At 73.7% G+C, this 25917-nt stretch carries 6 protein-coding genes; 1 reads left to right on the forward strand and 5 read right to left on the reverse strand.

The annotated features are described in order from the left end of the window. Positions 1 to 83 precede the first annotated feature (83 nt). The gene (locus OG509_RS41355) at positions 84 to 1577 is read right to left on the reverse strand and encodes an AMP-binding protein (RefSeq protein WP_331742322.1); all 1494 of its coding nucleotides are present in this window, start codon (positions 1575 to 1577) and stop codon (positions 84 to 86) included. Positions 1578 to 1681: 104 nt separating this feature from the next. Here OG509_RS41355 and OG509_RS41360 point away from each other — a divergent pair, with 104 nt between their 5' ends. Further along, positions 1682 to 2002 carry an acyl carrier protein gene (locus OG509_RS41360; protein WP_406187915.1) on the forward strand — a complete coding sequence of 107 codons (321 nt, stop codon included), beginning with the start codon at positions 1682 to 1684 and terminating at the stop codon, positions 2000 to 2002. A 43-nt stretch (positions 2003 to 2045) separates the two neighbouring features. Here OG509_RS41360 and OG509_RS41365 read toward each other — a convergent pair whose 3' ends face one another. Genes OG509_RS41365 through OG509_RS41380 form a run of 4 tightly spaced genes read right to left on the reverse strand, consistent with a single transcriptional unit; the run spans position 2046 to position 25913 of the window. After that, positions 2046 to 2999 carry an ACP S-malonyltransferase gene (locus OG509_RS41365; RefSeq protein ID WP_331742325.1) on the reverse strand — a complete coding sequence of 318 codons (954 nt, stop codon included), beginning with the start codon at positions 2997 to 2999 and terminating at the stop codon, positions 2046 to 2048. Further along, positions 2986 to 3987 (reverse strand): proline iminopeptidase-family hydrolase, encoded by a 1002-nt coding sequence (locus tag OG509_RS41370; protein ID WP_331742328.1) that lies wholly within the window; start codon positions 3985 to 3987, stop codon positions 2986 to 2988. Before OG509_RS41370 ends, OG509_RS41365 begins: the two co-directional genes overlap by 14 nt. Beyond that, complete coding sequence (locus OG509_RS41375) at positions 3932 to 15223, reverse strand: SDR family NAD(P)-dependent oxidoreductase (protein WP_331742331.1); 11292 nt, start codon at positions 15221 to 15223, stop codon at positions 3932 to 3934. The genes OG509_RS41370 and OG509_RS41375 overlap by 56 nt, the downstream gene beginning before the upstream one ends. A gap of 7 nt (positions 15224 to 15230) precedes the next feature. Continuing rightward, positions 15231 to 25913, reverse strand: coding sequence for a type I polyketide synthase (locus tag OG509_RS41380; protein ID WP_331742334.1), 10683 nt, complete (start codon positions 25911 to 25913; stop codon positions 15231 to 15233). Between the last annotated feature and the right edge of the window lie 4 nt (positions 25914 to 25917).

Genomic DNA, 25917 nt, shown 5'->3' on the forward strand with positions numbered 1-25917 from the left:
GCCACCCTAGCGGCGAAGCCATCACCGGCATGCGAACGGCCCCACCGGGGGGGCGGTGGGGCCGTTCGGCGGAGGCGGGGGTGTCAGGCGGCGCGGCGGCGGGGGGTGAGGAGGGATTCGGCTCGGGCCGCGAGGATCGGGCGGTCCACCTTGCGGTTGGAGTTCAGGGGGAACTCCGGGACGTGTTCGAAGCGGCGGGGGAGCATGCCGTGCGGGAGGACCTCGCGCAGGCTGCGGGCCAGTTCGGCCGCCGGGCGGACCTCGCCGGTGTAGAAGACGACGAGTTCGGTGCTGCCGTCCACGGGGCGGGCGACCGTGACCACGTCCTCCACGCCCTCGCAGGCGCGCAGGGCGTGGTCGACCTCGGCGAGCTCGACCCGCCAGCCCTGGACCTGGACCTGGGAGTCCAGCCGGCCGAGGTAGATCAGGTCGCCGCCGGGCAGCCGGCGGACCCGGTCGCCCGTGCGGTACCAGACGCGGCCGTCGCGCTCGACGAAGCGGCCGGCGTCGTCCTGCGGGTCGAGGTAGCCGGTGGCCATCTGCGGGCCCGTGATCAGCAGTTCGCCCTCGGTCCCGGTCTCGGCGCCCTCCTCGTCCAGGAGGACGTGGTCGTGGCCCGCGTGGACGGCGCCGATCGGGACCAGGCCGTTGACCGCCTGGCCGGGCGAGGTCTGCGGGTCCCAGCGGTACCCGGTGATGGTGACGGTGAGCTCCGTCGGCCCGTAGATGTTCTCCAGGGTGGACGCGGGCGCCGCGGCCTGCCAGTCGGCGGCGTCCTGGACGCGCAGCGCCTCCCCGGCGAAGAAGCTCCAGCGGAGGGTCGGCATGGACCCCGGCTTCAGGCCGCCCATGCGGCGGACCAGGCCGATGGCGCTGGGGGTGGAGAACCAGACGGTGATCCCGCGCTTTTCGAGGTGGGCCGGCATGTCCAGGTAGGCGCTCGGCGGTACGACGTCGACGACGCCGCCCGCGCCCCAGGCGCAGAACAGGTCGAACATGCCGCAGTCGAAGTTCAGGTCGAAGGTCTGCGTGAAGACGTCGTCCGGGGTGAAGCCGTAGCGGGCGTCGAGGAGCTCGAAGTAGTGGTGCGTGCTGCCGTGGCTGATCGGCACGCCCTTGGGGCGGCCCGTGGAGCCCGACGTGAACAGCATGTACGCCGTGTCGGCCGCCTCCACCTCGCGGGGCTCGGTGAGCGCCTTCGCCGGGTCCGGGTCCACCAGCGGGATCGCGATGTCGCCGAGCGCCGCGCGGCCCTGGGCGTCGACGATCAGGGCCGCCGCGGCGGAGAGTTCGAGCATGCGGCCCGTGCGGACTGCGGGGAAGTCCGGGTGGAGGGGGACGACGGTGGCGCCCGCGTAGAGCCCGCCGAGGATGCCGGCGTACGCGGTCACGCTCTTGCCCGCGAGGACGCCGACGACCTTGGCGGAGCCGAGGGAGCCGGCCCAGGTGAGGGCCTGCTCGTGCAGCTCCCGGTACGTGTACGACTCGGCGCCGATCCGCAGCGCCGGGCGGTCGGGGGACAGGGCCAGCCCGCGGCGGAAGCGCTCGTACAAGGCCTGGCGCTTGGTGTCAGACATGATCACTCCGAAGGATCCGAAAGAGATGTGTGCGTGCGTTCTTCGCGGGTTAGGGGTCCGGCCGGGGTTCCGGCGGCGTGTTCGGCGGTCCTAGCGTCACGTGCTTGGGAAACGTCGAAACGACGACCGACACGGCAGCGGAAAAGACTGGGGTCACCATGGGCTGGGACAAGGGCTGGGACAACAATTTCGAGGAACTTCTGCGGGAGTACCTGCCGTTCCTCAGTGCGGACGAGCCGCTTGAGGCCGACACCGATCTGCGGGCCGTGGGGCTGGACTCCCTCGGCGTGGTCGAGCTCCTGGGCTCCCTGGAGCAGGCGTACGACGTCCGGTTCGTGGACGAGGCGCTGTCCCTGGACACCTTCGCCACCCCCGCGGTGCTGTGGGAGCAGATCGGCAAGATGTCCGAGGCAGCCAACCGCTGACCGGCGGCCAAGGCCCGCGCCGCCGCGGCCGCGGCCGCCGCCCTCAGGCGGCGGTCGCGGTCCGGCGGCGCGGCCGCATGGCCAGCCGCGGGTTGACGGGTACGACCTTGAAGTTGCGGGTCGCCGCCCCCACCCGGCCGAACAGGGCGTCCTGCCCGGCCACGTAGAGGGTTCCGACGCCCTTGTCGCGCAGCGAGCCGAGCACGTCCGGCCAGTCGACCGGCCGGACGCACCCGTCCAGCAGCAGGTTCCGTACCTGCTCGCCCGTCGTGAGCACCGCCCCGTCCTGGTCGGCCACGACCGGCAGGTGCGGGTCACGGAACGAGAGCCCCGCCAGGACCTCCTCCTCGACCCGCCGGCGCAGCCCGCCGAACGCGGGCGAGTGCAGCGGCGGCTCCATGACGTACAGCGGCATGCCGCCCAGCGCCCGCAGCCGCTGCTGGAGCCACTCCAGCCGGGACTTGCGCAGGGTGAGCATCGCGAAGTCCTCGTCCACGACACACGTGATGTCGTGCCACTCGCCCTGCTCGGTCAGCTCGGCCCGTACCTCGTCCAGCCGGGCGCGCGGGGTCCGGGCGAAGGACTGGGTGGCGACCTCCTCCGGGTGCTCCTCGGCGAAGTACGCGTCGAGCGTGTGGGCGAAACGTGCCGTGAAGCGGACGCCGTCGGCGAACGACAGCGCCCCGGAGTGCACGGCGGCGGCCTTCTCGCCGAAGCTCAGGCCGGTGCAGAAGGCCGGCTGCTCCTCGAACTCGTGCTCCACCCACTGGGCGAGGGCGAGGCAGTTCACGAGGAACGCCACCTGGGCGTACTCGGAGTAGTCGCCCTCGGCCTCCTTGAACCGCTCGAAGAGCGAGTAACCGAGGACCTCGTCCGCCTCCGCGAAGAGCTTGCGGGCGAACGGGTTGACCAGCATGAACTTGGCGACCTCGGCGAACGGGACGGGGCCCATGCCGGGGAAGACCAGGGCGCTGCCCGTACGGTCAGTTGACTCCATGGCCCACCACCACCTTCTCCTTCTCCTTCGCGCCCGCCAGCGAGCCGAGGAACTCCTTCATCACCTGCTGGAACAGCTCCGGCTCCTCCAGGTGCGGGAGGTGGCTGGACTCCTCGAAGATCACCCACCGGACGTCGGGGATCAGGTCCTGGAAGGGCTGGACCGTCGCCGGGGTGGCCTCGTCGTGGCGCCCGGAGATCAGCAGCGTCGGCACGTCCACCTGCGGGCAGTAGTCGATGACCGACCAGTCCTTGAGGGTGCCGTTGACGTGGAACTCGCTCGGGCCGTTCATCGCGTAGTACACCGTCGGGTCGTTGTAGACCTCGTAGAACGAGGCCAGGTAGTCCCGCGGCCACGGCTTGAGCCGGCACACGTGCTTCTCGTAGAAGGGGCGCATCGCGTTGTGGTACTCGTCGCTGTCCGTGGTGCCCGCGGCCTCGTGGCGCAGCAGCGTCTCGTTGACGCCGGGCGGCAGGTCCGCGCGCAGCCGCTGCGCCTCCTCCAGCCACAGCGGGTAGGAGGCGGGGGCGTTGGCGATGACGAGGCCGCGCAGGCCGGCCGGGCGGGCGGCCGCGAACTTGGTGACGAGGAGACCGCCCCAGGACTGCCCGAACAGGACGTAGTTGTCGGCGATGCCGAGCTGCGTGACCAGGTTCGCGAGCTCGTCGGCGAACAGCTCCGGGGTCCAGAAGTCGGCCCCCTTCTCGGGCAGGTGGGTGGAGCCGCCGTTGCCGAGCTGGTCGTACAGGACGACCGGGCCGGTGTGCGCCGCCAGCTCCTTCAGGTTCTTGAGGTAGTCGTGGGTGCTGCCGGGCCCGCCGTGGACGACGACGAGCGCGGGCTGCTCCGACTGGAGGTCACCGGTGACCTGGTACCAGGTCTCGTACGGGCCGAAGGGCACGGTGCCTTTGGGTTTGAGTGCCACCGTCGTCTCACATCGCTTTCTGGGTGGTGGTCGGGTGGGCGGTCTGTGCGGCGTCGAGGGCATCGGAGACGAGCCATTCCTCAAGCACGCGGGCGGTGTCGTCCGCGCGCTCCTCGACGATCGTGAAGTGGTTCGCGGCGACGGGGCGCAGCGTGTGGGCGGGCTCCCAGGGCTCGGCCTTGCCCTGGGTGAGCTCGGGCGAGGGGTCGTCGCCGTCCGGTACGAAGGACTGCGTGCACTGGACGAACAGGACGGGCGCGGCGACGGAGTCGAGCGGCAGGTTCGGTACGAGTTCCACCCAGCGCCCCATGGCCGAGAGCCGGGTGGTGTCGAACTCCCCGAACGCCGCTTCCTTGTCGAACATGCCGAGCGCCAGGCCGTCCATCGGGACGCCCTCGCTCTCGCCGTCGTGGACGTTGTACGTGTCGAGCAGGACCACGCCGTGCGGGCGGATCCCGTACGCGCGCTCCAGGTGCCCGGCGGTCGCGTAGGCCAGGGTGCCGCCGGAGGAGTAGCCGATCAGTACGAACGGCTCGTCGCCCGCGGCCTCCAGGACGGTACGGGCCAGACCCTCCACCGCCGCCTGGGGGGTGGCGGGAAGGCTCTCGCTCGCGTCGAAGCCGAGGATGGGCAGGGCGGAGACCTTCCGCTTGCCCTGGAGGTGGGAGACGAGCCGCGCGTGCTGGTACGCGCCGCCCGTCGCCATCGGCGTGTTGACGAAGATCAGGTGCGGGCCTTCCGCACCGTCGGCGAGCCGCGCCGCGGCCGGTACGCGCTCCAGCTCGGCCGCCGTCGCGAAGGACGGCCGGACGGCCGCCGCCGCGCGCAGCAGGTCGAAGCCCTTGTCGGCGTGGCCGGCGACCACGGCGCCGTGGAACAGGTCGCGCAGGGTCTCCCCCGCGCCCCGGGCCGGGCGGGGCGACGCGGCGGGGTCGCCGGGGGCGGTGGCCTCGGGGGCCGTCGTACGGATGCCCTGCTCGGCGTACTCGGCCAGCAGCACCTTGGCGAGCTGGGCCGGGCTGTGGCTGTCGAACACCACCATCGGGGACAGCCGGAGCCCGGTGTCCTTCATGAGGGCGTTGCGCAGCTCCATCGCGCTGAGCGAGTCGAACCCGGACTCCAGGAAGCCCCGCTCGACGTCGATGGCGGTGGGGTTGGCGTGGCCCAGGAGGTGGGCGGCTCGACGCTGCACGAGCTCGCGCAGGGCCGCTTCCTGCTCGGCCTGCGGCGCCTGGCCGATCCGGAGCCAGATGAGCTCCGTCTCGGTGTTCTTGGCCCCGGCCGTGCGGCGCTGGGCGGGGGCGGTGGCCGGCCGCAGGAGTGCGGGCAGCCGGTCGGCACGCGCCTGGAGGGCGGTGCGGTTGACGTGGAGCGGGACGGTGGCGGGCCGGCCGGAGGCGCAGGCCGCGTCGAAGAGGGCGAGGGCCTCCTCGGGCTGGAGCGGGGGCAGGCCCTGCCGCTCCATGCGCTTCACATCGGTCTCGGAGACGTACTGGCCGAGGCCGGTGCCCGCCCAGAGCCCGTACGCCAGCGACTGGGCGGCGAGGCCCTGGGCGTGGCGGTACGTGGCGAGGGCGTCGAGGAAGGTGTTCGCGGCGGCGTAGTTCGCCTGTCCGGCCGCCATGGTGAGGCCGCCGGCGGAGGAGATGAGGGCGAACAGGGGCAGGTCAAGGTGCTTGGTCTGCTCGTGGAGGTGCCAGGCCGCGTCGGCCTTGGGGGCGAGGACCCGGTCGAGGCGCTCGGGGTCCATCGTCGCGATGAGACCGTTGTCCCCGGTGCCCGCGGCGTGGACGATGCCGGTCAGCGGGTGCTCGGCCGGGATCGAGGCGAGCAGCCTGGTGATGTTGGCCGGGTCGGCCACATCGCAGGCCGTGAGGGTGATCTCGGCGCCCAACTGGGAGATTTCCTCGGCCAGTTCGACCGCGCCCTCCGCGTCGGGGCCGCGCCGGCTGGTCAGAACGAGGTGGCGGGCACCGTGCTCGGTGACCAGGTGCCGGGCCAGGTGGGCGCCGATACCGCCGGTGCCGCCGGTGATCAGGACCGTGCCCGCCGGATCGAGGGCCACGGAGGCCTCGGCGGTCGCGGTGACCGGGGCGAGGCGCGGGATGCGGATGCCGTCGGCGCGAACCGCGCTCTCCGGCTCGCCGGAGGCGATGACAGCCGCAAGTCCGTCGGTGACCGCCGTGAGGTCGGTGAGCTGGATACGGCCCGGGTTCTCCGCCTGCGCGGCACGCACCAGACCCCACACGGGCGCCTGAGCCAGATCGATGACATCAGAGGCCGCATCCACGACCACCGCACCACGCGTCGCGACGACCAACGTCGTCTCAGCGAAGCGCTCCTCGGCCAGCCACTCCTGTACGACCGCCAGCGTCCCAGCGGTAGCGGAACGCACCGCCTCGGGCAGCGAACCCCCCGTACCCGGGACGTGGAACACCACCGCACCCGACAGCTCGCCCTCCGGCAGCTCACCCCACACATGCTGCTCAGCGGCCGCATCCGAAGGGGCCGCCAGCGGACGCCAGGCGATCTCGAACAGCGAATCCGGCCGGCCCGCGCCCAACTGCTCCTGCGACACCGGGCGGAAGGTCAGGCTCTTCACCGACAGCACCGGGGCACCGGCCGCATCGGCCGCGTCCAGGGACATGGTGTTCTCGGACGTCCAGGAGATCCGTACGCGCAGCGCCGTGGCGCCGACCGCGTACAGGGACACGTCCTCCCAGAAGAAGGGCAGCAGCGGTTGCGCGCCCTCACCGGACGAGTCGTCCGCGTCCGAACCGCCGATGCCCAGTGCGTGCATCGTGGCGTCGAGGAGGGCCGGGTGGACCCCGAAGCTCTCGGCGTCGCCGTGCGCCTGCTCGGCCAGTTCGATCTCGGCGAAGATGTCCTCGCCGGACGTCCACGCGGCGGTGAGGCCCTGGAACACCGGGCCGTAGTGGTAGCCGCGGCCCTGGAGCAGCTCATACGTCTCGCTCACGTCCACCGCGGTGGCGCCGGTGGGCGGCCAGACGGTGAGGTCCGTGCCCGCGACGGCCGGGCGGGTGCCGAGCAGACCGTCGGCGTGCAGCAGCCAGGGGGTGTCGGCCGGTGCGTCCTCGTGGCGCGAGTGGACCCGTACGGTCCGGCGGCCCGTGTCGTCGGGCGCGCCGACCGACACCTGGAGGGCGACGCCGCCGTGCCGGGGCAGTACGAGCGGGGCCTGGAGGGTGAGTTCCTCCAGGACGGGGCAGCCGACCTGGTCGCCCGCCTGGAGCGCCAGCTCGACGAAGCCGGTGCCCGGCAGCAGCACGCTGCCCAGTACGTCGTGGTCGGCGACCCAGGCGTGCGTGGCCGCAGCGAGGCGGCCGGTCAGCACCGCCTCGTCGGACCCGGCCAGGGTGATGGCCGCGCTGAGCAGCGGGTGGCCCACCGAGGTCTGGCCGTGGTGGGCCACGTCGGTGGCCGGCGTGGCCTCCAGCCAGTACCGCTCGTGCTGGAAGGCGTACGTCGGCAGGTCGACGCGCTGCGCGCCGGTGCCGGCGTAGAAGGCGGTCCAGTCGATGCGCGTGCCCGCGGTGTGCAGGTGGGCCAGTGCGGTCAGGAGGCTCCGGACCTCGGGGCGGTTCCTGCGCAGGACGGGCTCGATGACGGTGGCCTGCCCGTCCAGGGAGACCTGGGTGAGCGCGGTCAGGATGGCGTCTGGGCCGAGTTCGAGGAACCGCCTGACGCCCTTGGCGTGCAGGTGCTGCACCGTGTCGGAGAAGCGGACGGCTTCGCGGAGGTGGCGGGTCCAGTACTCCGGGGTCCCCCAGTCCTCGTTGAGCTCGCCGTGGACCCCGGCGACGACCGGGATCCGGGCGGGCTCGTACGTCACGGACTCGGCGACGGCCCGGAACTCGGCGAGGGCCGGGTCCATGAGCGGTGAGTGGAAGGCGTGCGAGACGCGGAGTCGGGTGGTCTTGCGGCCCTGCTCGGTGAACCGCGCCTGGATCGCCTCTACGGCGTCCTCCGTACCCGACACCACGATCGAGCGCGGGCTGTTGATCGCCGCGATGCCCACGGCATCCGAGACGTACGGAAGGACTTCCTCCTCCGCCGCCTGGATCGCCGCCATCGCGCCACCGGCGGGCAGCGCCTGCATCAGACGGCCCCGGGCGGCCACGAGACGGGCCGCGTCCTCCAGCGAGAGCACGCCCGCCACATGGGCCGCGGTGATCTCACCGATGGAGTGCCCCGCCAGGAAGTCGGGCCGCACACCCCAGGACTCCACCAGCCGGAACAGCGCGGTCTCGATGGCAAAGAGGGCCGGCTGCGTGAACGCGGTGCTGTTCAGCAGCGCCTCGTCCTCACCCCACATCACCTCGTACAGCGGCGTGTCCAAGTGCTCGTCCAGCGCCCCGACCACAGCATCCAGAGCCTGTGCGAACACCGGGAACGCCGCGTGCAGTTCACGCCCCATCCCCAGCCGCTGCGCACCCTGACCCGTGAACAGGAAGGCCGACTTGCCCTCCCGTACCAGGCCCTGGACCGTGCCCGCCTCCGAGCCCTCCGCCAGCGCCGCCAGCCCGGCGAGGATCTCCTCGCGGTCCGCGCCGACCACCGCGGCCCGGTACTCGTGCGGCGTGCGCGAGGTCGCCGTCGAGAAGGCGAGGTCGGTCGGCGAGACGTCCTCGCGGTCGGCGAGGTGCGCCCGCAGCCGCTCCGCCTGGCCGGCCAAGGCCTCGGGGGACCGGGCCGACAGCACCACCGGTACGACGGGCAACTCGCGGGCGTCACCCGTCGGAGCCTCGTCCGTACCGGCCTCCGCGGCCGCCGGGGCCTCCTCCAGGATCACGTGGGCGTTCGTACCGCTCAGCCCGAACGAGGAGATGCCCGCGCGTCGCAGCCGCTCGCCCGCCGGCCATTCGACGGCCTCGGTGAGCAGCTTGACGTTGCCCTCGGACCAGTCGACGTGCGGGGTGGGCTCGTCGACGTGCAGGGTCTTCGGCATCAGCCCGTGGCGCAGGGCCTGGACCATCTTGATGACGGCGGCGACACCGGCCGCGGCCTGCGTGTGCGCGATGTTCGACTTCAGCGAGCCGAGCCACAGCGGCTTGTCCTCGTCGCGGCCCTGGCCGTACGTGGCGAGGACGGCCTGGGCCTCGATCGGGTCGCCCAGCTTGGTGCCCGTGCCGTGGGCCTCGACCACGTCGACATCGGCCGTGGTCAGCCCGGCCTTCTCCAGCGCGCTCTGGATCACCCGCTGCTGCGAGGGGCCGTTGGGCGCGGTCATGCCGTTCGACGCGCCGTCCTGGTTGACGGCGGAGCTCCGGATCACCGCGAGCACGGGGTGGCCGTTGCGGCGGGCGTCGGAGAGCCGCTCGATGACGAGGACGCCGACGCCCTCCGACCAGGCGGCGCCGTCGGCGGCGCCCGCGAAGGACTTGCAGCGGCCGTCGGCGGCGAGCCCGCGCTGACGGCTGAACTCGACGAACATGTCGGGGCTCGCCATCACCGCGACACCGCCGACGAGCGCCATCGAGCACTCGCCGGAGCGCAGAGACTGGGTGGCCAGGTGCAGCGAGACGAGGGACGAGGAGCAGGCCGTGTCCACGGTCATGGACGGGCCTTCGAGGCCCAGGGTGTACGAGACGCGGCCCGAGATCAGGCTGCCGCCGGTGGTGGCGGCGGCCTCGGTGCCCTGCCCGTAGTCGTGGTACATGACGCCCGCGAAGACGCCGGTCCTGCTGCCCTTGAGGGTGTGCGGGTTGATGCCGGCCCGCTCGATGGCCTCCCACGAGACCTCCAGGAGCTGCCGCTGCTGGGGGTCCATGATCAGCGCCTCGTTAGGGCTGATCCCGAAGAAGTGCGGGTCGAAGTCGCCCGCCCGGTAGAGGAAGCCGCCCTCGTTGGCGTACGTCTTCCCCGGCACGCCCGGCTCCGGGTCGTACACGTTCTCGACGTCCCAGCCGCGGTCGAGGGGGAAGCCGGAGACGGCGTCCCGGCCCTCCACGACGAGCTGCCACAGCTCCTCGGGGGAGGTGACCCCGCCGGGGAGGCGGCAGCTCATCGCGACGATCGCGATCTGGTCGTCGTCGTCCGCCCGCGTGCGGGCGACGGCCGTCGGACGGGTGGCCGCGCCCTGCGCCGCTCCGCCGATGGACTCGCCGATGTACTGGGCGACGGCGCGCGCGTTCGGGTAGTCGAAGACGAGGGTGGCGGGGAGCCGGAGCCCGGTGGCCGCCTTCAGCTGGTTGCGCAGTTCCACGGCGCTGAGGGAGTCGAAGCCGAGCTCCTGGAAGGCCCGGTCGGGTTCGATGGCGTCGGCCGACTCGTGGCCCAGTACGGCGGCCACGTGCGTCCGCGCCAGTTCGAGCAGGGCGCGCTCGCGCTCCTCCTCGGTCTTCCCGGCGAGACGCGCCGCGAGCTCGTGGGCGGCGCCCGCTCCCCCACCGCTCGCACTCGCGCGGACGTTGCGGCGCTGCGGGGTGGGGGTGGCGGAGCGCAGGAGCGCGGGCAGTTCGTCGGTACGGGCGGCCAGGGCGGTGCGGTTGACGTGGAGCGGGACGGTGGCGGGCCGGCCGGAGGCGTACGCGGCGTCGAAGAGGGCGAGGGCCTCCTCGGGCTGGAGCGGGGGCAGGCCCTGGCGCTCCATGCGTTTCACGTCGGTGTCGGTGATGTACTGGCCCATGCCCGTGCTCGCCCACAGGCCGTAGGCCAGCGACTGGGCCGCGAGGCCCTGGGCGTGGCGGTGGGTCGCCAGCGCGTCCAGGAAGGTGTTGGCGGCGGCGTAGTTCGCCTGTCCGGCCGCCATGGTGAGGCCGCCGGCGGAGGAGATGAGGGCGAAGAGCGGCAGGTCCAGGTGCTTGGTCTGCTCGTGGAGGTGCCAGGCCGCGTCGGCCTTGGGGGCGAGGACCCGGTCGAGGCGCTCGGGGTCCATCGTCGCGATGAGGCCGTTGTCGCCCGTGCCCGCGGCGTGGACGATGCCGGTCAGCGGGTGCTCGGCCGGGATCGAGGCCAGGAGGGCGGTGATGTTGGCCGGGTCGGCCACGTCGCACGCCGTGATCGTGACCTGGGCGCCCGACTCGGATAGCTCGGCGGCCAGTTCGGCCGCGCCTTCCGCGTCGGGGCCGCGCCGGCTGGTCAGGACGAGGTGGCGGGCACCGTGCTCGGTGACCAGGTGCCGGGCCAGGTGGGCGCCGATACCGCCGGTGCCGCCGGTGATCAGGACCGTGCCCGCCGGATCGAGGGCGATCGGGCCCTGCGCCGACTCCGGCGTTGTCACCGCCGTCAGGCGCGGGATGCGGATGCCGTCGGCGCGAACCGCGCTCTCCGGCTCGCCGGAGGCGATGACAGCCGCAAGTCCGTCGGTGACCGCCGTGAGGTCGGTGAGCTGGATACGGCCCGGGTTCTCCGCCTGCGCGGCACGCACCAGACCCCACACGGGCGCCTGAGCCAGATCGATGACATCAGAGGCCGCATCCACGACCACCGCACCACGCGTCGCGACGACCAACGTCGTCTCAGCGAAGCGCTCCTCGGCCAGCCACTCCTGTACGACCGCCAGCGTCCCAGCGGTAGCGGAACGCACCGCCTCGGGCAGCGAACCCTCCGCGCCCGGGACGTGGAACACCACCGCACCCGACAGCTCGCCCTCCGGCAGCTCACCCCACACATGCTGCTCAACGGCCGCATCCGAAGGGGCCGCCAGCGGACGCCAGGCGATCTCGAACAGCGAATCCGGCCGGCCCGCACTCAACTGCTCCTGCGACACCGGGCGCGACACCAGCGAGCCCACCGTCAGGACCGGCTGCCCCTCGGCGTCGGCCACCGTCACGGTCACCGTGTTGGGGCCGGAGGGGGCGATGCACACGCGCAGCGCCGCGGCGCCTCCCGCGTGCAGGGCGACGTCGTTCCAGGAGAACGGCAGGACCGTCGACTCGTCGGTGCTCGACCCGTCGTCGATCAGCGCCACGTGCATGGCGGCGTCGAGGAGGGCCGGGTGCAGGCCGTACCGCGCGGCGTCGGCGTGCGCGTGCTCGGGGAGGGAGACCTCCGCGTAGAGCGATTCGCCGGACGTCCACGCGGCCTTGAGGCCCTGGAACACGGGCCCGTAGTGGTAGCCGCGCTCCAGCAGGAGCTCGTACGCACCGTCCACCGTCGTCGGGGTGGCACCGGCCGGCGGCCACTCGGTCAGACCGGCGGCCGGTACGGCCGAGCCGCTGGCCAGGGTGCCTTCCGCGTGCCGCGTCCAGACCGGCTCGGCGGCGTTCTCGTCGCGCGAGTGGATGGTCACCGTACGGCGCCCGGATCCGTCGTCGGCGCCGAGCCAGACCTGTACGGCGGCTCCGCCGCGCTCGGGCAGGATCAGCGGGGCGTGCAGGGTGAGTTCCTCGACCGCGTCGCAGCCGACCTGATCGCCGGCGCGGATGGCGAGCTCGACGAAGCCGGTGCCCGGGAAGAGGATGCTGCCGAGGACGTCGTGGTCGGCCAGCCAGGGCTGGCTGTCGACCGAGAGCCGCCCGGTCAGGACGACCTCGCCGGAGTCGGCGGAGGCGATCGCGGCGCTCAGCAGCGGGTGCCCGACCGTCTCCAGACCCGCGGCACCGAGGCCGACGCCTTCGCCGGTCGTGGCCTCCAGCCAGTAGCGCTGCTGCTGGAAGGCGTACGTCGGCAGATCGGCCCAGCGGTCCTCGGTGGCGCCGAAGTAGGCGGCCCAGTCGACGGAGATGCCCTGGTTGTGGGTGCGGCCGACGGCCGCGAGCAGCTCGCGGGCTTCGGGCCTCTGGCGGCGGCAGGAGGAGATGAAGGCGGTGCCCTCGACATCGCCGACGGTCGCGCTCGCCAGGGCGGTCAGGATCGCGTCCGGTCCGAGCTCCACGTACGTCTCGACACCGCGGCCCTGGAGGTACTGGACGGTGTCGGCGAAGCGGACCGCCTCGCGCAGGTGACGGGTCCAGTACTCCGGGGTCCCCCAGTCCTCGTTGAGCTCGCCGTGTACTCCCGAGACCACCGGGATCGCGGCGGGGTGGTACGTCACGGACTCGGCGACGGCCCGGAACTCGGCGAGGGCCGGGTCCATGAGCGGTGAGTGGAAGGCGTGCGAGACGCGGAGCCGGGTGGTCTTGCGGCCCTGCTCCGCGAACCGCGCCTGGATCGCCTCTACGGCGTCCTCCGTACCCGACACCACGATCGAGCGCGGGCTGTTGATCGCCGCGATGCCCACGGCATCCGAGACGTACGGAAGGACTTCCCCCTCCGTGGCTTCGATCGCGGCCATGGCTCCGCCGGCGGGCAGCGCCTGCATCAGGCGGCCGCGCGCGGTGACCAGGCGGGCGGCGTCCTCCAGGGAGAGGACCCCGGCCGCGTGCGCGGCCGAGATCTCGCCGATGGAGTGCCCCGCCAGGAAGTCGGGCCGCACACCCCAGGACTCCACCAGCCGGAAGAGAGCCGTCTCGATCGCGAACAGCGCGGGCTGCGTGAACGCGGTGCTGTTGAGCAGTGCCTCGTCCTCGCCCCACATCACCTCGTACAGCGGGGTGTCCAAGTGCTCGTCCAGCGCCCCGACCACAGCATCCAGAGCCCGCGCGAACACCGGGAACGCCGCGTGCAGTTCACGGCCCATGCCCAGTCGCTGCGCGCCCTGGCCGGTGAACAGGAAGGCCGACTTGCCCTCCCGTACGACGCCCTGCACCACACCGGCGGACGTACCGCCCTCGGCCAGGGCCGTCAGGCCGGCCAGCAGCTCTGCGCGGTTCTCGCCGAGGACGACGGCCCGCTCGTTCAGCCGGGCGCGCCGGGTGGCCAGCGCGCGGCCGGTGACCGCGAGGTCCGCGTCGTCGTCCAGGGTCTCCAGATGCGCGACCAGCCGCGCCGCCTGCGCGCGCAGCGCCTGCGCCGTACGGCCGGTCAGCGCCCAGGGGATCAGCCCCGGCACGAACCCGGGGGCCGCGTCCCGCGGCTCGGTCTCCGCCCCGGCCTCGGTCTCGGCCGGTGCGGGCGCCTCCTCGACGATCACGTGCGCGTTGGTGCCGCTGAGGCCGAAGGAGGAGATGCCGGCGCGGCGCGGGCGCTCGCCCGCCGGCCAGGCGACCGGCTCGGTGAGCAGCTTGACGTTGCCCGCCGTCCAGTCGACGTGCGGGGTGGGCTCGTCGATGTGGAGGGTCTTGGGCAGGACGCCGTGGTGCATCGCCTGCACCATCTTGATCACGCCGGCGACGCCGGCCGCGGCCTGGGTGTGGCCGAGGTTGGACTTGAGGGAACCGAGCCACAGCGGCTTGTCCTCGTCGCGGTCCTGACCGTAGGTGGCCAGCAGCGCCTGCGCCTCGATGGGGTCGCCGAGGGTGGTGCCCGTGCCGTGGGCCTCCACGACGTCGACGTCGGCCGTCGTGAGGCCTGCGTTCTCCAGCGCGCTGCGGATCACGCGGCGCTGCGAAGGGCCGTTGGGGGCGGTGAGGCCGTTGCTGGCGCCGTCCTGGTTGATGGCGGAGCCGCGCAGGACGGCCAGGACCTGATGGCCGCCCCGGCGGGCGTCGGAGAGGCGCTCCAGCAGGAGCACGCCGACGCCCTCCGACCAGCCGGTGCCGTCGGTGGCGGCGGCGAAGGACTTGCAGCGGCCGTCCTTGGCGAGGCCGCGCTGGCGGCTGAACTCGACGAAGACCTCGGGGGTGGACATGACGGCGACGCCGCCGGCCAGGGCGAGGGTGCACTCCCCCGCCCGCAGGGCCTGCGCCGCGAGGTGCATGGCGACGAGCGAGGAGGAGCAGGCCGTGTCGAGGGTCACGGACGGGCCCTCGAAGCCGAAGGCGTACGAGACGCGGCCCGAGGCGATGGAGCCCGTCGCGCTGTTGTACGCGTAGTCGTGGTACATCATCCCGGAGTAGACGCCGGTCCTGCTGCCCTTGAGGGTCTGCGGGTCGATGCCGGCCCGCTCGAAGACCTCCCAGGAGGCCTCCAGCAGCAGGCGCTGCTGCGGGTCCATGATCAGCGCCTCGTTGGGGCTGATCGAGAAGAGGGCGGGGTCGAAGCGGTCCGCGTCGTGCAGGAACCCGCCCTTGTTGACGTACGTGGTGTTGGGGCGCTCGCCCTCGGGGTCGTACAGGCCCTCGACGTCCCAGCCGCGGTTGAGCGGGAACTCCGAGACGCCGTCGCGTCCCTCGTCGACGAGCTGCCACAGGCTTTCGGGGGAATCGACCCCGCCCGGGAAACGGCAGCTCATGGCGACGATGGCGATCGGCTCGCGCGCGGCGGCCGACAGGTTGCGGTTCTGCGTCCGCAGCCGGGCGGTCTCCTTCATGGACGCCCGGAGTGCGTCGAGCAGCTTCTGGTCAGAATCGGACATCGGCTTCTCACATTCCCTGTATCGCGTCGTCCAGCCCGAGACCGTCGAGCGCCATGTTGATCAGACTCTCGGCGTCCATGTCGTCGATCGCCTCTTCCTCCGCGGCGACCGCCTTGGACTCCGTGGTGTGCGTTCGTCCGTCGGCGAGTTCGAGGAGCGTGTCCACCAGGCCCAGCTCGCGCAGACGGGCCATGGGGACCGTCTGGAGCAGGCGGCGGATCCTGCCCTCGTCGGAGTCGGGGTCGGCCGCGTCGCCGGTCCCGTCACCGCCGTCCTTCGGCCTGAGCTCCTCGGCGAAGTACTCGGCGAGGGCCTGGGAGTTGGGGTAGTCGAAGACGAGCGTGGCCGGCAGTCGCAGTCCGGTGGCCTCGGCGAGGCTGTTGCGGAATTCGACCGCGGACAGCGAATCGAATCCGAGCTCCTTGAACTCGCGGCTCTTGCCGATGGACGTCGCTCCCGCGTGGCCGAGGATCGCGGCCGCGTGGGCCCGTACGAGATCGACGAGCTCGTCGGTACGGGCGGCCTCCGACAGGCCGGCCATCCGGCGGCGGAACGCCGCCACGTCGACCGTGGAGCCGGAGTCCGCGCGGCGGCGGGAGCGGGCGGGCACCAGGCTCCGGAACAGGTCCGGGAGGTCGGATGCGCTCCGCATCGCCTTCGTGTTCAGCAGGATCGTCACGAGCGCGGGTGCGCCGAGGGCGTGGGCCGCGTCGAACACCTCGGTGCCCGCGCTGCCCGACAGCGTCTCGATGCCGATCCGGCTCATACGGCCGCTGTCGGCGGCGGCCAGCTCGCCGGCCATGCCGCCGCCGGCCTCCTCGGCCGCCCACGGTCCCCAGGCGAGGGCCTGGGCGGGCAGTCCCTGGGCGCGGCGGTACGTCGCGAGGGCGTCGAGGAAGGCGTTGGCGGCCGCGTAGTTGGCCTGGCCCGGGTTGCCGAGGACGCCGGCGACCGAGGAGAAGAGGATGAACGCGGCCAGGTCCAGGCCCGCGGTCAGCTCGTGCAGGTGCAGGGCGGCGTCGACCTTGGGCCGAAGGACCGCGGTCACGCGCTCGGGCGTCAGCGAGCCGAGGATGCCGTCGTCCAGGACGCCGGCCATGTGGATGACGCCCGTGAGCGGGTGGGCGGCCGGGACGGCCGCGAGGAGTGCGGCGAGGGCCTCGCGGTCGGAGGTGTCGCACGCTGCGATCTCCACCTCGGCGCCGAGCGATCCGAGTTCCGCGACGAGTTCGGCCGCGCCCTCGGCCGCCGGGCCGCGACGGCTCGTCAGCAGCAGGCGGCGCACACCGCGTTCGGTGATCAGGTGCCGGGCGAACAGGCGGCCCAGCATGCCCGTACCGCCGGTGATCAGCACCGTGCCGTCGGCGGCGAACTCTGCGGGCCCGGCGGCGGTGTCGGCCTCCGCCGCCGCCCGTACGAGGCGCGGGGCGTGGACGGCTGCGGACCGCAGCGCGGCCTGCGGTTCGCCGGAGGCCACCGCGAGGGCGGCGTCCGCGAAGTCCGCGGCATCCGTGGCGTCCGTGTCGAGGAGGACCAGGCGGCCGGGGTTCTCCGACTGGGCGGTCTTCACCAGGCCCCAGACGGCGGCGCCGGCGAGGTCGCTCACCTCCTCGTCCGCCACCGCGACCGCGCCGCGGGTCCGGACGACGAGCGTCGAGCCCTCGAAGGCCTCGTCGGCCAGCCACTGCTGGAGGACCTCCAGGGCCTGGCCGACGGCGGTGTGCACGGCGGCGGCGCCCACACCGGCGGGCGCGTCCCAGACGACGGTGTCCGCGAGCGGGCCGTCGCCGAGGGACTGCCATGCGGCCACGGACCGGCCGTCGGCCGCCGCGGCCTGCGGCTGCGGCTGTGTCTGCGGCTGCCAGTCGATCCGGAACAGTGCGTCCCGGACCACCGAGCGGCCCTCCGCGCCCAGCTGGTCGGGTGCCAGCGGGCGCAGCATCAGCGAGGCGAGCGAGGCCACGGGGACCCCGGAGGCGTCCGCGAGGTCGACCGAGACCGAGCCCTCGCCGCGGGCGGAGACCCGTACGCGCAGGGCGGCGGCTCCCTCCGCGGCGAGCGAGACCCCGGAGAGGGCGAACGGCAGGGCGGCCTCTCCGCCGGTCACGCCGGAGAGGGCGACCGGGTGCAGTGCCGCGTCGAGCAGCGCGGGGTGGAGGCCGTATCCGTCCGGTTCCACGCCGTCGGGCAGCGCGACCTCGGCGTACACGTCGTCGCCGGAGCGCCAGGCGGCCCGCATGCCCTGGAACACGGGCCCGTAGGCCAGGCCCGCCTCGGCCACGTCGGCGTAGAACCCGTCGAGGTCGACCGGTTCGGCGCCGGCGGGCGGCCAGTCCGTCGCGTCGAAGGGGCGTACGGGCTCGGCGGCGGCCGCGCCGAGCGTGCCCACCGCGTGCCGGACCCAGGGCAGGTCCTCGTCCTCGCCGCGCGAGTGGAAGGTCACCGGGCGCCGGCCCGCCTCGTCGGGGGCGCCGACCGCGACCCGTACCGCGACTCCGCCGTGCTGCGGGAGCACCAGCGGGGCCTCCAGCGTCAGTTCGTCCACGGCCGGGCAGCCGATCCGGTCGCCCGCCTGGACGGCCAGCTCGATGAATCCGGTGCCGGGGAAGAGTACGGTCTCGCCGACCTTGTGGTCGGCCAGCCAGGGCTGGGCGGAGACGGCGAGGCGGCCCGTGAGCACGATCCCGTCCGTCTCGGGCGTGGAGATCACCGCGCCGAGCAGGGGGTGGTCGACGGTCGAGAGGCCCAGCGAGGTGGCGTCGCCGCCGCCCTGGCCGTCCAGGATCCAGAACCGCCGGCGCTGGAAGGCGTACGTCGGCAGGTCGACGCGGCGGGCCGCGGTGGCGCCGTAGTACGCCTGCCAGTCGATCCGCGTGCCCGAGGCGTGCAGGTGGGCCAGCGCGGTGAGCAGGGTGCGCGACTCGGGGCGGTTCTTGCGCAGGACCGGCTCGACGACGACCTCCTCGCCGTCGAGGGTCGTACGGGTCAGGGCGGTCAGGACGGCGTCGGGGCCGAGCTCGATGAAGCGGGTGACGCCCTGGCCGTGCAGGTGGCGGACGGTGTCGGAGAAGCGGACGGCCTCGCGCAGGTGGCGGGTCCAGTAGTCCGGGGTGCCCCAGTCCTCGCTGATCTCGCCGTGGACGCCGGAGACCACCGGGATCTTCGGCTGGTGGTAGGTCACGTTCTCGGCGACCAGGTGGAACTCGGCGAGGACCGGGTCCATGAGCGGCGAGTGGAAGGCGTGCGAGACGCGGAGGCGGGTGGTCTTGCGGCCGAGCGCGGTGAAGACGGCGGTGATCGCGTCGACCGCGTCCTCCTCGCCGGAGACCACGATCGAGCGCGGGCTGTTGATCGCGGCGATCCCGACCGTGTCGCCCAGGTGCGGCAGGACCTCCTCCTCCGCGGCCTCGATGGCGGCCATGGCGCCGCCCTCGGGCAGGGCCTGCATCAGGCGGCCGCGGGCGGCGACGAGGCGGGCCGCGTCCTGCAGGGACAGGACCCCGGCCGCGTGGGCCGCGGTGATCTCGCCGATGGAGTGGCCGGCCAGGAAGGCCGGGCGGACGCCCCAGGACTCGACGAGCCGGAACAGCGCCGTCTCGATCGCGAAGAGCGCGGGCTGGGTGTAGGCGGTGCTGTTCAGCAGCGCCTCGTCCTCGGCGGACTCGCCCCACATCACCTCGTACAGCGGGGTGTCGAGGTAGGCGTCGAGTGCGGCGACCACCTCGTCCAGGGCGCGGGCGAACACCGGGAAGGCGGCGTGCAGTTCACGGCCCATGCCCGGGCGCTGGGCGCCCTGGCCGGTGAACAGGAAGGCCGGCTTGCCGTCCCGTACGGCGCCCCGGACCACGCCGACGCCGGTGAGGACGGTGGCGGGCGCGCCCTCGGCCAGCGCGGACAGTCCGGCCAGCAGCTCCTCGCGGCTCTCGGCGACCACCGCGGCGCGGTGCTCGTGCGGGGTGCGGGAGGTGGCGGCCGAGTAGGCCAGGTCGGTCAGGGCGGCCGACGAGAGCTCAGTGTCCTCGGTGACGTGGGCGTGGAGGCGCTCGGCCTGCTCGGTGAGGGCCTGCGGGCTGCGGGCCGACAGCACGACCGGTACGAGCGGCAGTTCGCGGTGCCCGCCGGCCGGGGCCGTCGCGGCGGGGGCGGGGGCCTCTTCGAGGATGACGTGGGCGTTGGTGCCGCTGAGGCCGAAGGAGGAGATGCCGGCGCGGCGCGGGCGGCCGGCCCGGGCGGGCCAGGCGACCGGCTCGGTGAGCAGCTTGACGTTGCCCGCCTCCCAGTCGACGACCGGGGTGGGCTCGTCGACGTGCAGGGTCTTCGGCATCAGGCCGTGGCGCAGGGCCTGCACCATCTTGATGACGCCGCCGACGCCGGCTGCGGCCTGGGCGTGTCCGATGTTCGACTTGAGGGAGCCGAGCCACAGCGGCTTGTCCTCGTCGCGGTCCTGGCCGTAGGTGGCGAGGACGGCCTGGGCCTCGATCGGGTCGCCGAGGGTGGTGCCGGTGCCGTGGGCCTCGACGACGTCGACGTCGGCCGTGGTCAGTCCGGCGCTCTCCAGGGCGGTGCGGATGACCCGCTGCTGCGAGGGGCCGTTGGGGGCGGTGAGCCCGTTGGAGGCGCCGTCCTGGTTGACGGCGGAGCCGCGTACGACGGCCAGGACCCGGTGGCCGTTGGCGCGGGCGTCCGAGAGCCGCTCGACGACGAGGACGCCGACGCCCTCGGACCAGGCGGCGCCGTCGGCGGCGCCCGCGAAGGACTTGCAGCGGCCGTCCTTGGCCATGCCCTTCTGGCGGCTGAACTCGACGAAGACCTCGGGGTCGGACATCACGGTGACGCCGCCGGCCAGGGCGAGGGTGCACTCGCCGGAGCGCAGCGCCTGGATGGCCAGGTGCAGGGAGACGAGGGAGGAGGAGCAGGCGGTGTCGACCGTCATGGACGGGCCTTCGACGCCGAGGACGTAGGAGACCCGGCCCGAGGCGATGCCGCCCGTGGACGCGTTGTGCGCGTAGTCGTGGTACATCATCCCGGAGTAGACGCCGGTCCTGCTGCCCTTGAGGGTGCGCGGGTCGATGCCGGCGTCCTCGAACGCCTCCCAGGACGCCTCCAGCAGCAGGCGCTGCTGCGGGTCCATGATGAGCGCCTCGTTGGGGCTGATCCCGAAGAAGTCGGGGTCGAAGTCGCCCGCGTCGTGGAGGAATCCGCCCTGGGCGACGTAGCTGGTGTCGGGGCGGGCGCCGGTCGGGTCGTAGATGCGGGCCAAGTCCCAGCCGCGGTCCCGCGGGAAGTCGGAGATCGCGTCGACGCCGTCGGCGACGGCCTGCCACAGGCCGGCGGGCGAGGTGATGCCGCCGGGGTAGCGGCAGGCCATGCCGACGATGGCGATGAGGTCGTCGTCGGCGGCCCGGGCCGCGGCCTTGCGGGTGGCGGGCTGCGCGGCGGCCGGCAGTCCGGACACTTCGGTGAGCAGGTGGCGGGCGAGGGTCAGGGGGTTGGGGTAGTCGAAGACGACGGTGGCGGGCAGGCGCAGGCCGGTGGCCTCGGCGAGGCCGTTGCGGAACTCGACGGCGCGCAGGGAGTCGAAGCCGAGCTCCTTGAACGCCCGTTCCGGCTCGATGGCCTGGGTGGAGCTGAAGCCCAGTACGTCGGCGACCTGGCGCAGCACCAGCTCGACGAGGACCTCCTCGCGGTCGGCTTCGGGGAGGGAGGCCAGCCGCTGCTGGAGGGCGCCGGCCTCGATCTTCCCTCCGGCCTTGCGGCGGGCGGTGACCGGGGCGAGGGAGCGGAACACCTCGCGGGCGCTCGCGCCCTGGGCGCGGATCGCGCCGAGGTCCAGCTTGACGGGGACCAGCGTGGCGTCGCCCGCGGCGCGTGCGGCGTCGAAGAGGGCGACGCCCTCTTCGGAGGAGATCGGGTAGACGCCGCCCTGCGAGATGCGGGAGCGCTCGGCGTCCGTGAGGGCGCCGGTCATACCGCTGGCCTCGCCCCAGAAGCCCCAGGCGAGGGACTGGGCGGGCAGGCCGTGGGCCTGGCGGTGGGCGGCGAGGCCGTCCAGGAAGGCGTTGGCGGCCGCGTAGTTGGCCTGGCCGGGGTTGCCGAAGATTCCGGCGACGGAGGAGAAGAGGACGAAGGCCGCGAGGTCGGCGTCGGCGGTGAGCTCGTGCAGGTTGAGGGCCGCGTCGACCTTGGGGCGCAGCACGGCGTCGAGGCGCTCGGGGGTGAGCGAGCCGAGGATGCCGTCGTCGAGTACGCCGGCGAGGTGGATGACCCCGGTGAGGGGGTGCTCGGCGGGTACGGCGGCCAGGAGGGCGGCGAGGGCGCCCCGGTCGGCGGCGTCGCAGGCGGCGATCTCGACGTGGGCGCCCAGCTCCGTGAGCTCGGCTGCGAGTTCGGCGGCGCCCTCGGCCTCGGAGCCGCGGCGGCTCGTCAGCAGCAGGCGGCCGACGCCCTGCTCGGTGATCAGGTGGCGGGCGAAGAGCCGGCCCAGCATGCCGGTGCCGCCGGTGAGCAGGACCGTACCGTCGGCGGCGAACGCGGGGGCTTCGTCGTCGCCGCCGGCGGCGGAGCGGACCAGGCGCGGGGCGTACGCGATGCCGTCGCGGACGGCGATCTGGGACTCGCCGGCGGCGTACGCGGTCAGGACGTCGGCTTCGGTGGCCGCGTCGGCGAGGACGATGCGGCCGGGGTTCTCGGACTGGGCCGACTTGACCAGGCCCCATATGGTGGCGCCGGCCAGGTCGGTGACGTCCTCGCCGGTGCGGGCGGCGACGGCGCCGCGGGTGCGGACGACGAGGACCGATCCGGCGTACCGCTCGTCGGCGAGCCACTCCTGGGTGACGGCGAGGGCGGCGTGCGCGGCGGTGCGGGCTGCCTCGGCGCCGGTGCCGGCGGGGGCGTCCCACAGGACCACGTCGGCGGGTTCGCCGCCGTCGGACCGTGCCGCCTCGGACCGCGCCGCATCCCACGTCGTGAGCGAGGCTTCGGCGGCGGCCGCCGGGAGGGCCTGCCAGTCGATGCGGAACAGGGCGTCCCGGGTGAGGGAGCGCTCCTGGGCGAGCCGGTCGTCGGTGAGCGGCCGCAGGACGAGGGAGTCCACCGAGGCGACGGGCTGCCCGGCGGAGTCGGCGAGGTCGACGGCGACCTCGCCGTCGCCGAGTGCGCTGACCCGGACGCGGACGGCGGCGGCGCCCTCGGCGGAGAGGGTGACCCCGGACCAGGCGAACGGCAGGGCCGCCTGGTCTCCGGTGACGCCGGTCAGCGCGACGGTGTGCAGGGCCGCGTCGAGCAGCGCCGGGTGCAGTCCGTACGCGGAGCCGTCGGCGGCGTCGGGCAGGGCGGCCTCGGCGTACACGTCCTCGCCCAGGCGCCAGGCGGCGGCCAGGCCCCGGAACACGGGCCCGTAGTTCAGGCCCTCCGCGGCGACGTTCTCGTAGAACCCGTCGAGGTCGACGGGCTCGGCGCCGGCGGGCGGCCACGCGGTGGTGTCGAAGGGGCGGGCGGGGGCGGCGGTGCGGCCGAGGGTGCCGACCGCGTGCCGGGTCCAGGACAGGCCGGTGTCCTCGCCGCGCGAATGGACGGTCACGGCCCGGCGGCCGGCCGGGTCGGGGGCGTCGACGGTGACCCGTACGGCGACTCCGCCGCGCGCGGGCAGCACCAGCGGGGCCTCCAGGGTCAGTTCCTCGACGGTGGTGCAGCCGGCCCGGTCACCGGCCAGGACGGCCAGTTCGACGAAGCCGGTGCCGGGGAAGAAGACCTGGTCGCCGACCCGGTGGTCGGCGAGCCAGCCGTGGGTGGCGGTGGAGAGGCGGCCGGTCAGCGTGAGGCCCTCGCTGTCGGGCGAGGTGACGACGGCGCCGAGCAGCGGGTGGCCGGCCGGATCGAGGCCGGCGGCCTCGACGTCGCCCGCGGCGGCGGGGGCCGGCGCCCAGTAGTGCTCGCGCTGGAAGGCGTACGTCGGCAGGTCGACGGGGCGGGCGGGGGCGGCGCCGTGGAAGAGGCTCCAGTCGACGGGCGCGCCCGCCACCCAGGCCTCGGCCAGCGAGGTGGCGAACCGCTCGATGCCGCCTTCGCCGCGGCGCAGCGAGCCGACGGGCGCGGCGCTGACGCCGACGGCGGAGACGGTCTCGGCGAGGCCGACGAGCAGGCCGGGGTGGGGGCTGGCCTCGACGAAGACGGTGAAGCCGTCGTCGAGGAGGGCGCGGGTGGTCTCCTCGAAGAGGACGGTCTGGCGCAGGTTGCGGTACCAGTAGTCGGCGTCGAGGGTGGCGGTGTCGACGGGGGCGCCGACGACGGTGGAGTAGAAGGAGACGTCGGCGGAGCGGGGGGTCACGCCGGAGAGGGCTTCGCGGACCTCGTCGCGGATCTCCTCGACGAAGACGGAGTGCGAGGCGTAGTCCACGGGGATCTTGCGGGCCTGGACCCCGTCCGCCTCCAGGTGGGCGTACAGCGCGTCGAGGTCGTCGGGGTGGCCGCAGACGACGACGGAGGTGGGGCTGTTGACGACGGCGAGCTGGAGGCGGCCGTCCCAGCGGGCGATGAGCTCGCGGACCTCGGCGGAGGGCAGGCGTACGGACATCATGCCGCCGCGGCCGGCCAGCCCGGACCGGATGATCTTGCTGCGGAGGGCGACGACGCGGGCGCCGTCCTCCAGGGACAGGGCGCCGGCGACGGTGGCCGCCGCGATCTCGCCCTGGGAGTGGCCGACGACGGCGGCCGGTTCGACGCCGAAGGAGCGCCACAGCTCGGCGAGCGAGACCATGACGGCCCACAGCACCGGCTGGACGACGTCGACCTCGTCGTACGTGGGGGCGCCGGGCTCACCGCGTACGACGTCGAGCAGGTCCCAGTCGGTGAACAGGGCGAGGGCTTCGGCGCACGCCCGCATCCGCTCGGCGAACACCGGGGAGGAGTCGAGGAGTTCGACGGCCATGCCGATCCACTGCGAGCCCTGGCCGGGGAAGACGAAGGCGACCTGCGGGGAGCCGGAGGCGGTGCCGCGGACCAGGTGCGGTGCCTTGCCGCCGTCGGCGAGGGTGTCGAGCCCGGCCAGCAGGGCGTCCCGGTCGCCGCCGAGGACGACGGCGCGGTGGTCGAAGGCGGTGCGGCGGGTGATCAGGGCGTGGCCGATGTCGCGCGGGTCCTCGGCGGCGTTCCGGTCGGCGGCGCGCTCGCGAACGAAGGCGGCCAGCTTGGCGGCCTGTCCGCGCAGGGCCTGGGCGCCGCGCGCGGAGACCACGTACGGCAGGACCGGGGAGGCGACGGACGGGACCGCGGGGGTCTCGGAAACCTCTTCAGGAGCGGCCGGCTCCGGCGCCTCCTGGATGATGACGTGGGCGTTGGTGCCGCTCAGGCCGAACGCGGAGACGCCTGCGGTGCGGGCGTGGTCCTCGGCCTTCGGCCAGGGCAGGGCCTCGGTCAGCAGCTCGACGTGGCCGGCGTTCCAGTCGACGTGGCTGGACGGCTCGGAGACGTGCAGGGTGCGCGGCATCAGGCCGTTGCGGATCGCCATGACGGTCTTGATGACGCCGCCGACGCCGGCCGCGCCCTGGGCGTGGCCGATGTTCGACTTGAACGAGCCGAGCCGCAGCGGCCGCTGGGCGGTGTGGTCCTGGCCGTAGGTGGCGAGCAGGGCCTGCGCCTCGATGGGGTCGCCGAGGGTGGTGCCGGTGCCGTGGGCCTCGACGAGGTCGACGTGGGCGCCGGGGATCTCGGCGTTGGCCAGGGCCTGGCGGATCACCTTCTGCTGGGCGGGGCCGTTGGGCGCGGTCAGCCCGTTCGAGGCGCCGTCCTGGTTGATCGCGGAGCCCTGGATCACCGCGAGGACCTCGTGCCCGTTGCGGCGGGCGTCGGAGAGGCGCTCCAGGAGGATGACGGCGGCGCCCTCGGCCCAGCCGGTGCCGTCGGCCGCGTCGGAGAACGCCTTGCAGCGGCCGTCGGGCGACAGGCCCTTCTGCTTGCTGAACGCGACGAACGGGGACGCCGTCGACATGATCATCACACCGCCGGCCAGGGCCAGCTTGCACTCGTTCTGGCGCAGCGCCTGCGCGGCGAGGTGGATGGCCACCAGGGAGGAGGAGCAGGCGGTGTCGACGGTGAAGGCGGGGCCTTCCAGGCCCAGGGTGTAGGAGACGCGGCCGGAGATGACGGACGAGGCGCGGGAGGTCGCCATGAACGCCTCGACGGCCTCCGGAACGCCTTCCTCGTAGTCTCCGTAATCCTGGATGCCCGAGCCCATGTAGACGCCGACCTGGCTGCCCCGCAGGGTCTCCGGGTCGATGCCGGCGCGCTCGAAGGCCTCCCAGGCCACTTCGAGGGTGAGGCGCTGCTGCGGGTCGGTGCCCTCGGCCTCCAGCGGGCTGAGCCCGAAGAACCCGGGGTCGAACATGCCGGCGTTCTCCAGGAAGCCGCCCTGGTGGACGTAGCTCGACCCGGGGGCGTCGGGGTTCGGGTCCATCAGGGCCTCAAGGTCCCAGCCGCGGTCGGTGGGCATGCCCGCCACGGCGTCGCGGCCCTCGGCCACCAGCTGCCACAGCTCTTCCGGCGTGGTGATCCCGCCGGGGAAGCGGCAGCTCATGGCCACGATCGCGATCGGCTCCCGCGTCTGAGCCTCGACGTCCTGGAGCCGCTGCCGGGTCTGGTGCAGATCGGCCGTGACTTTCTTCAGGTAGTCGAGGATCTTCTCGTCATTTGCCATGTCG

It is taken from the genome of Streptomyces sp. NBC_01006 (assembly GCF_045162725.1).
In the GTDB taxonomy this organism is placed as follows: domain Bacteria; phylum Actinomycetota; class Actinomycetes; order Streptomycetales; family Streptomycetaceae; genus Streptomyces.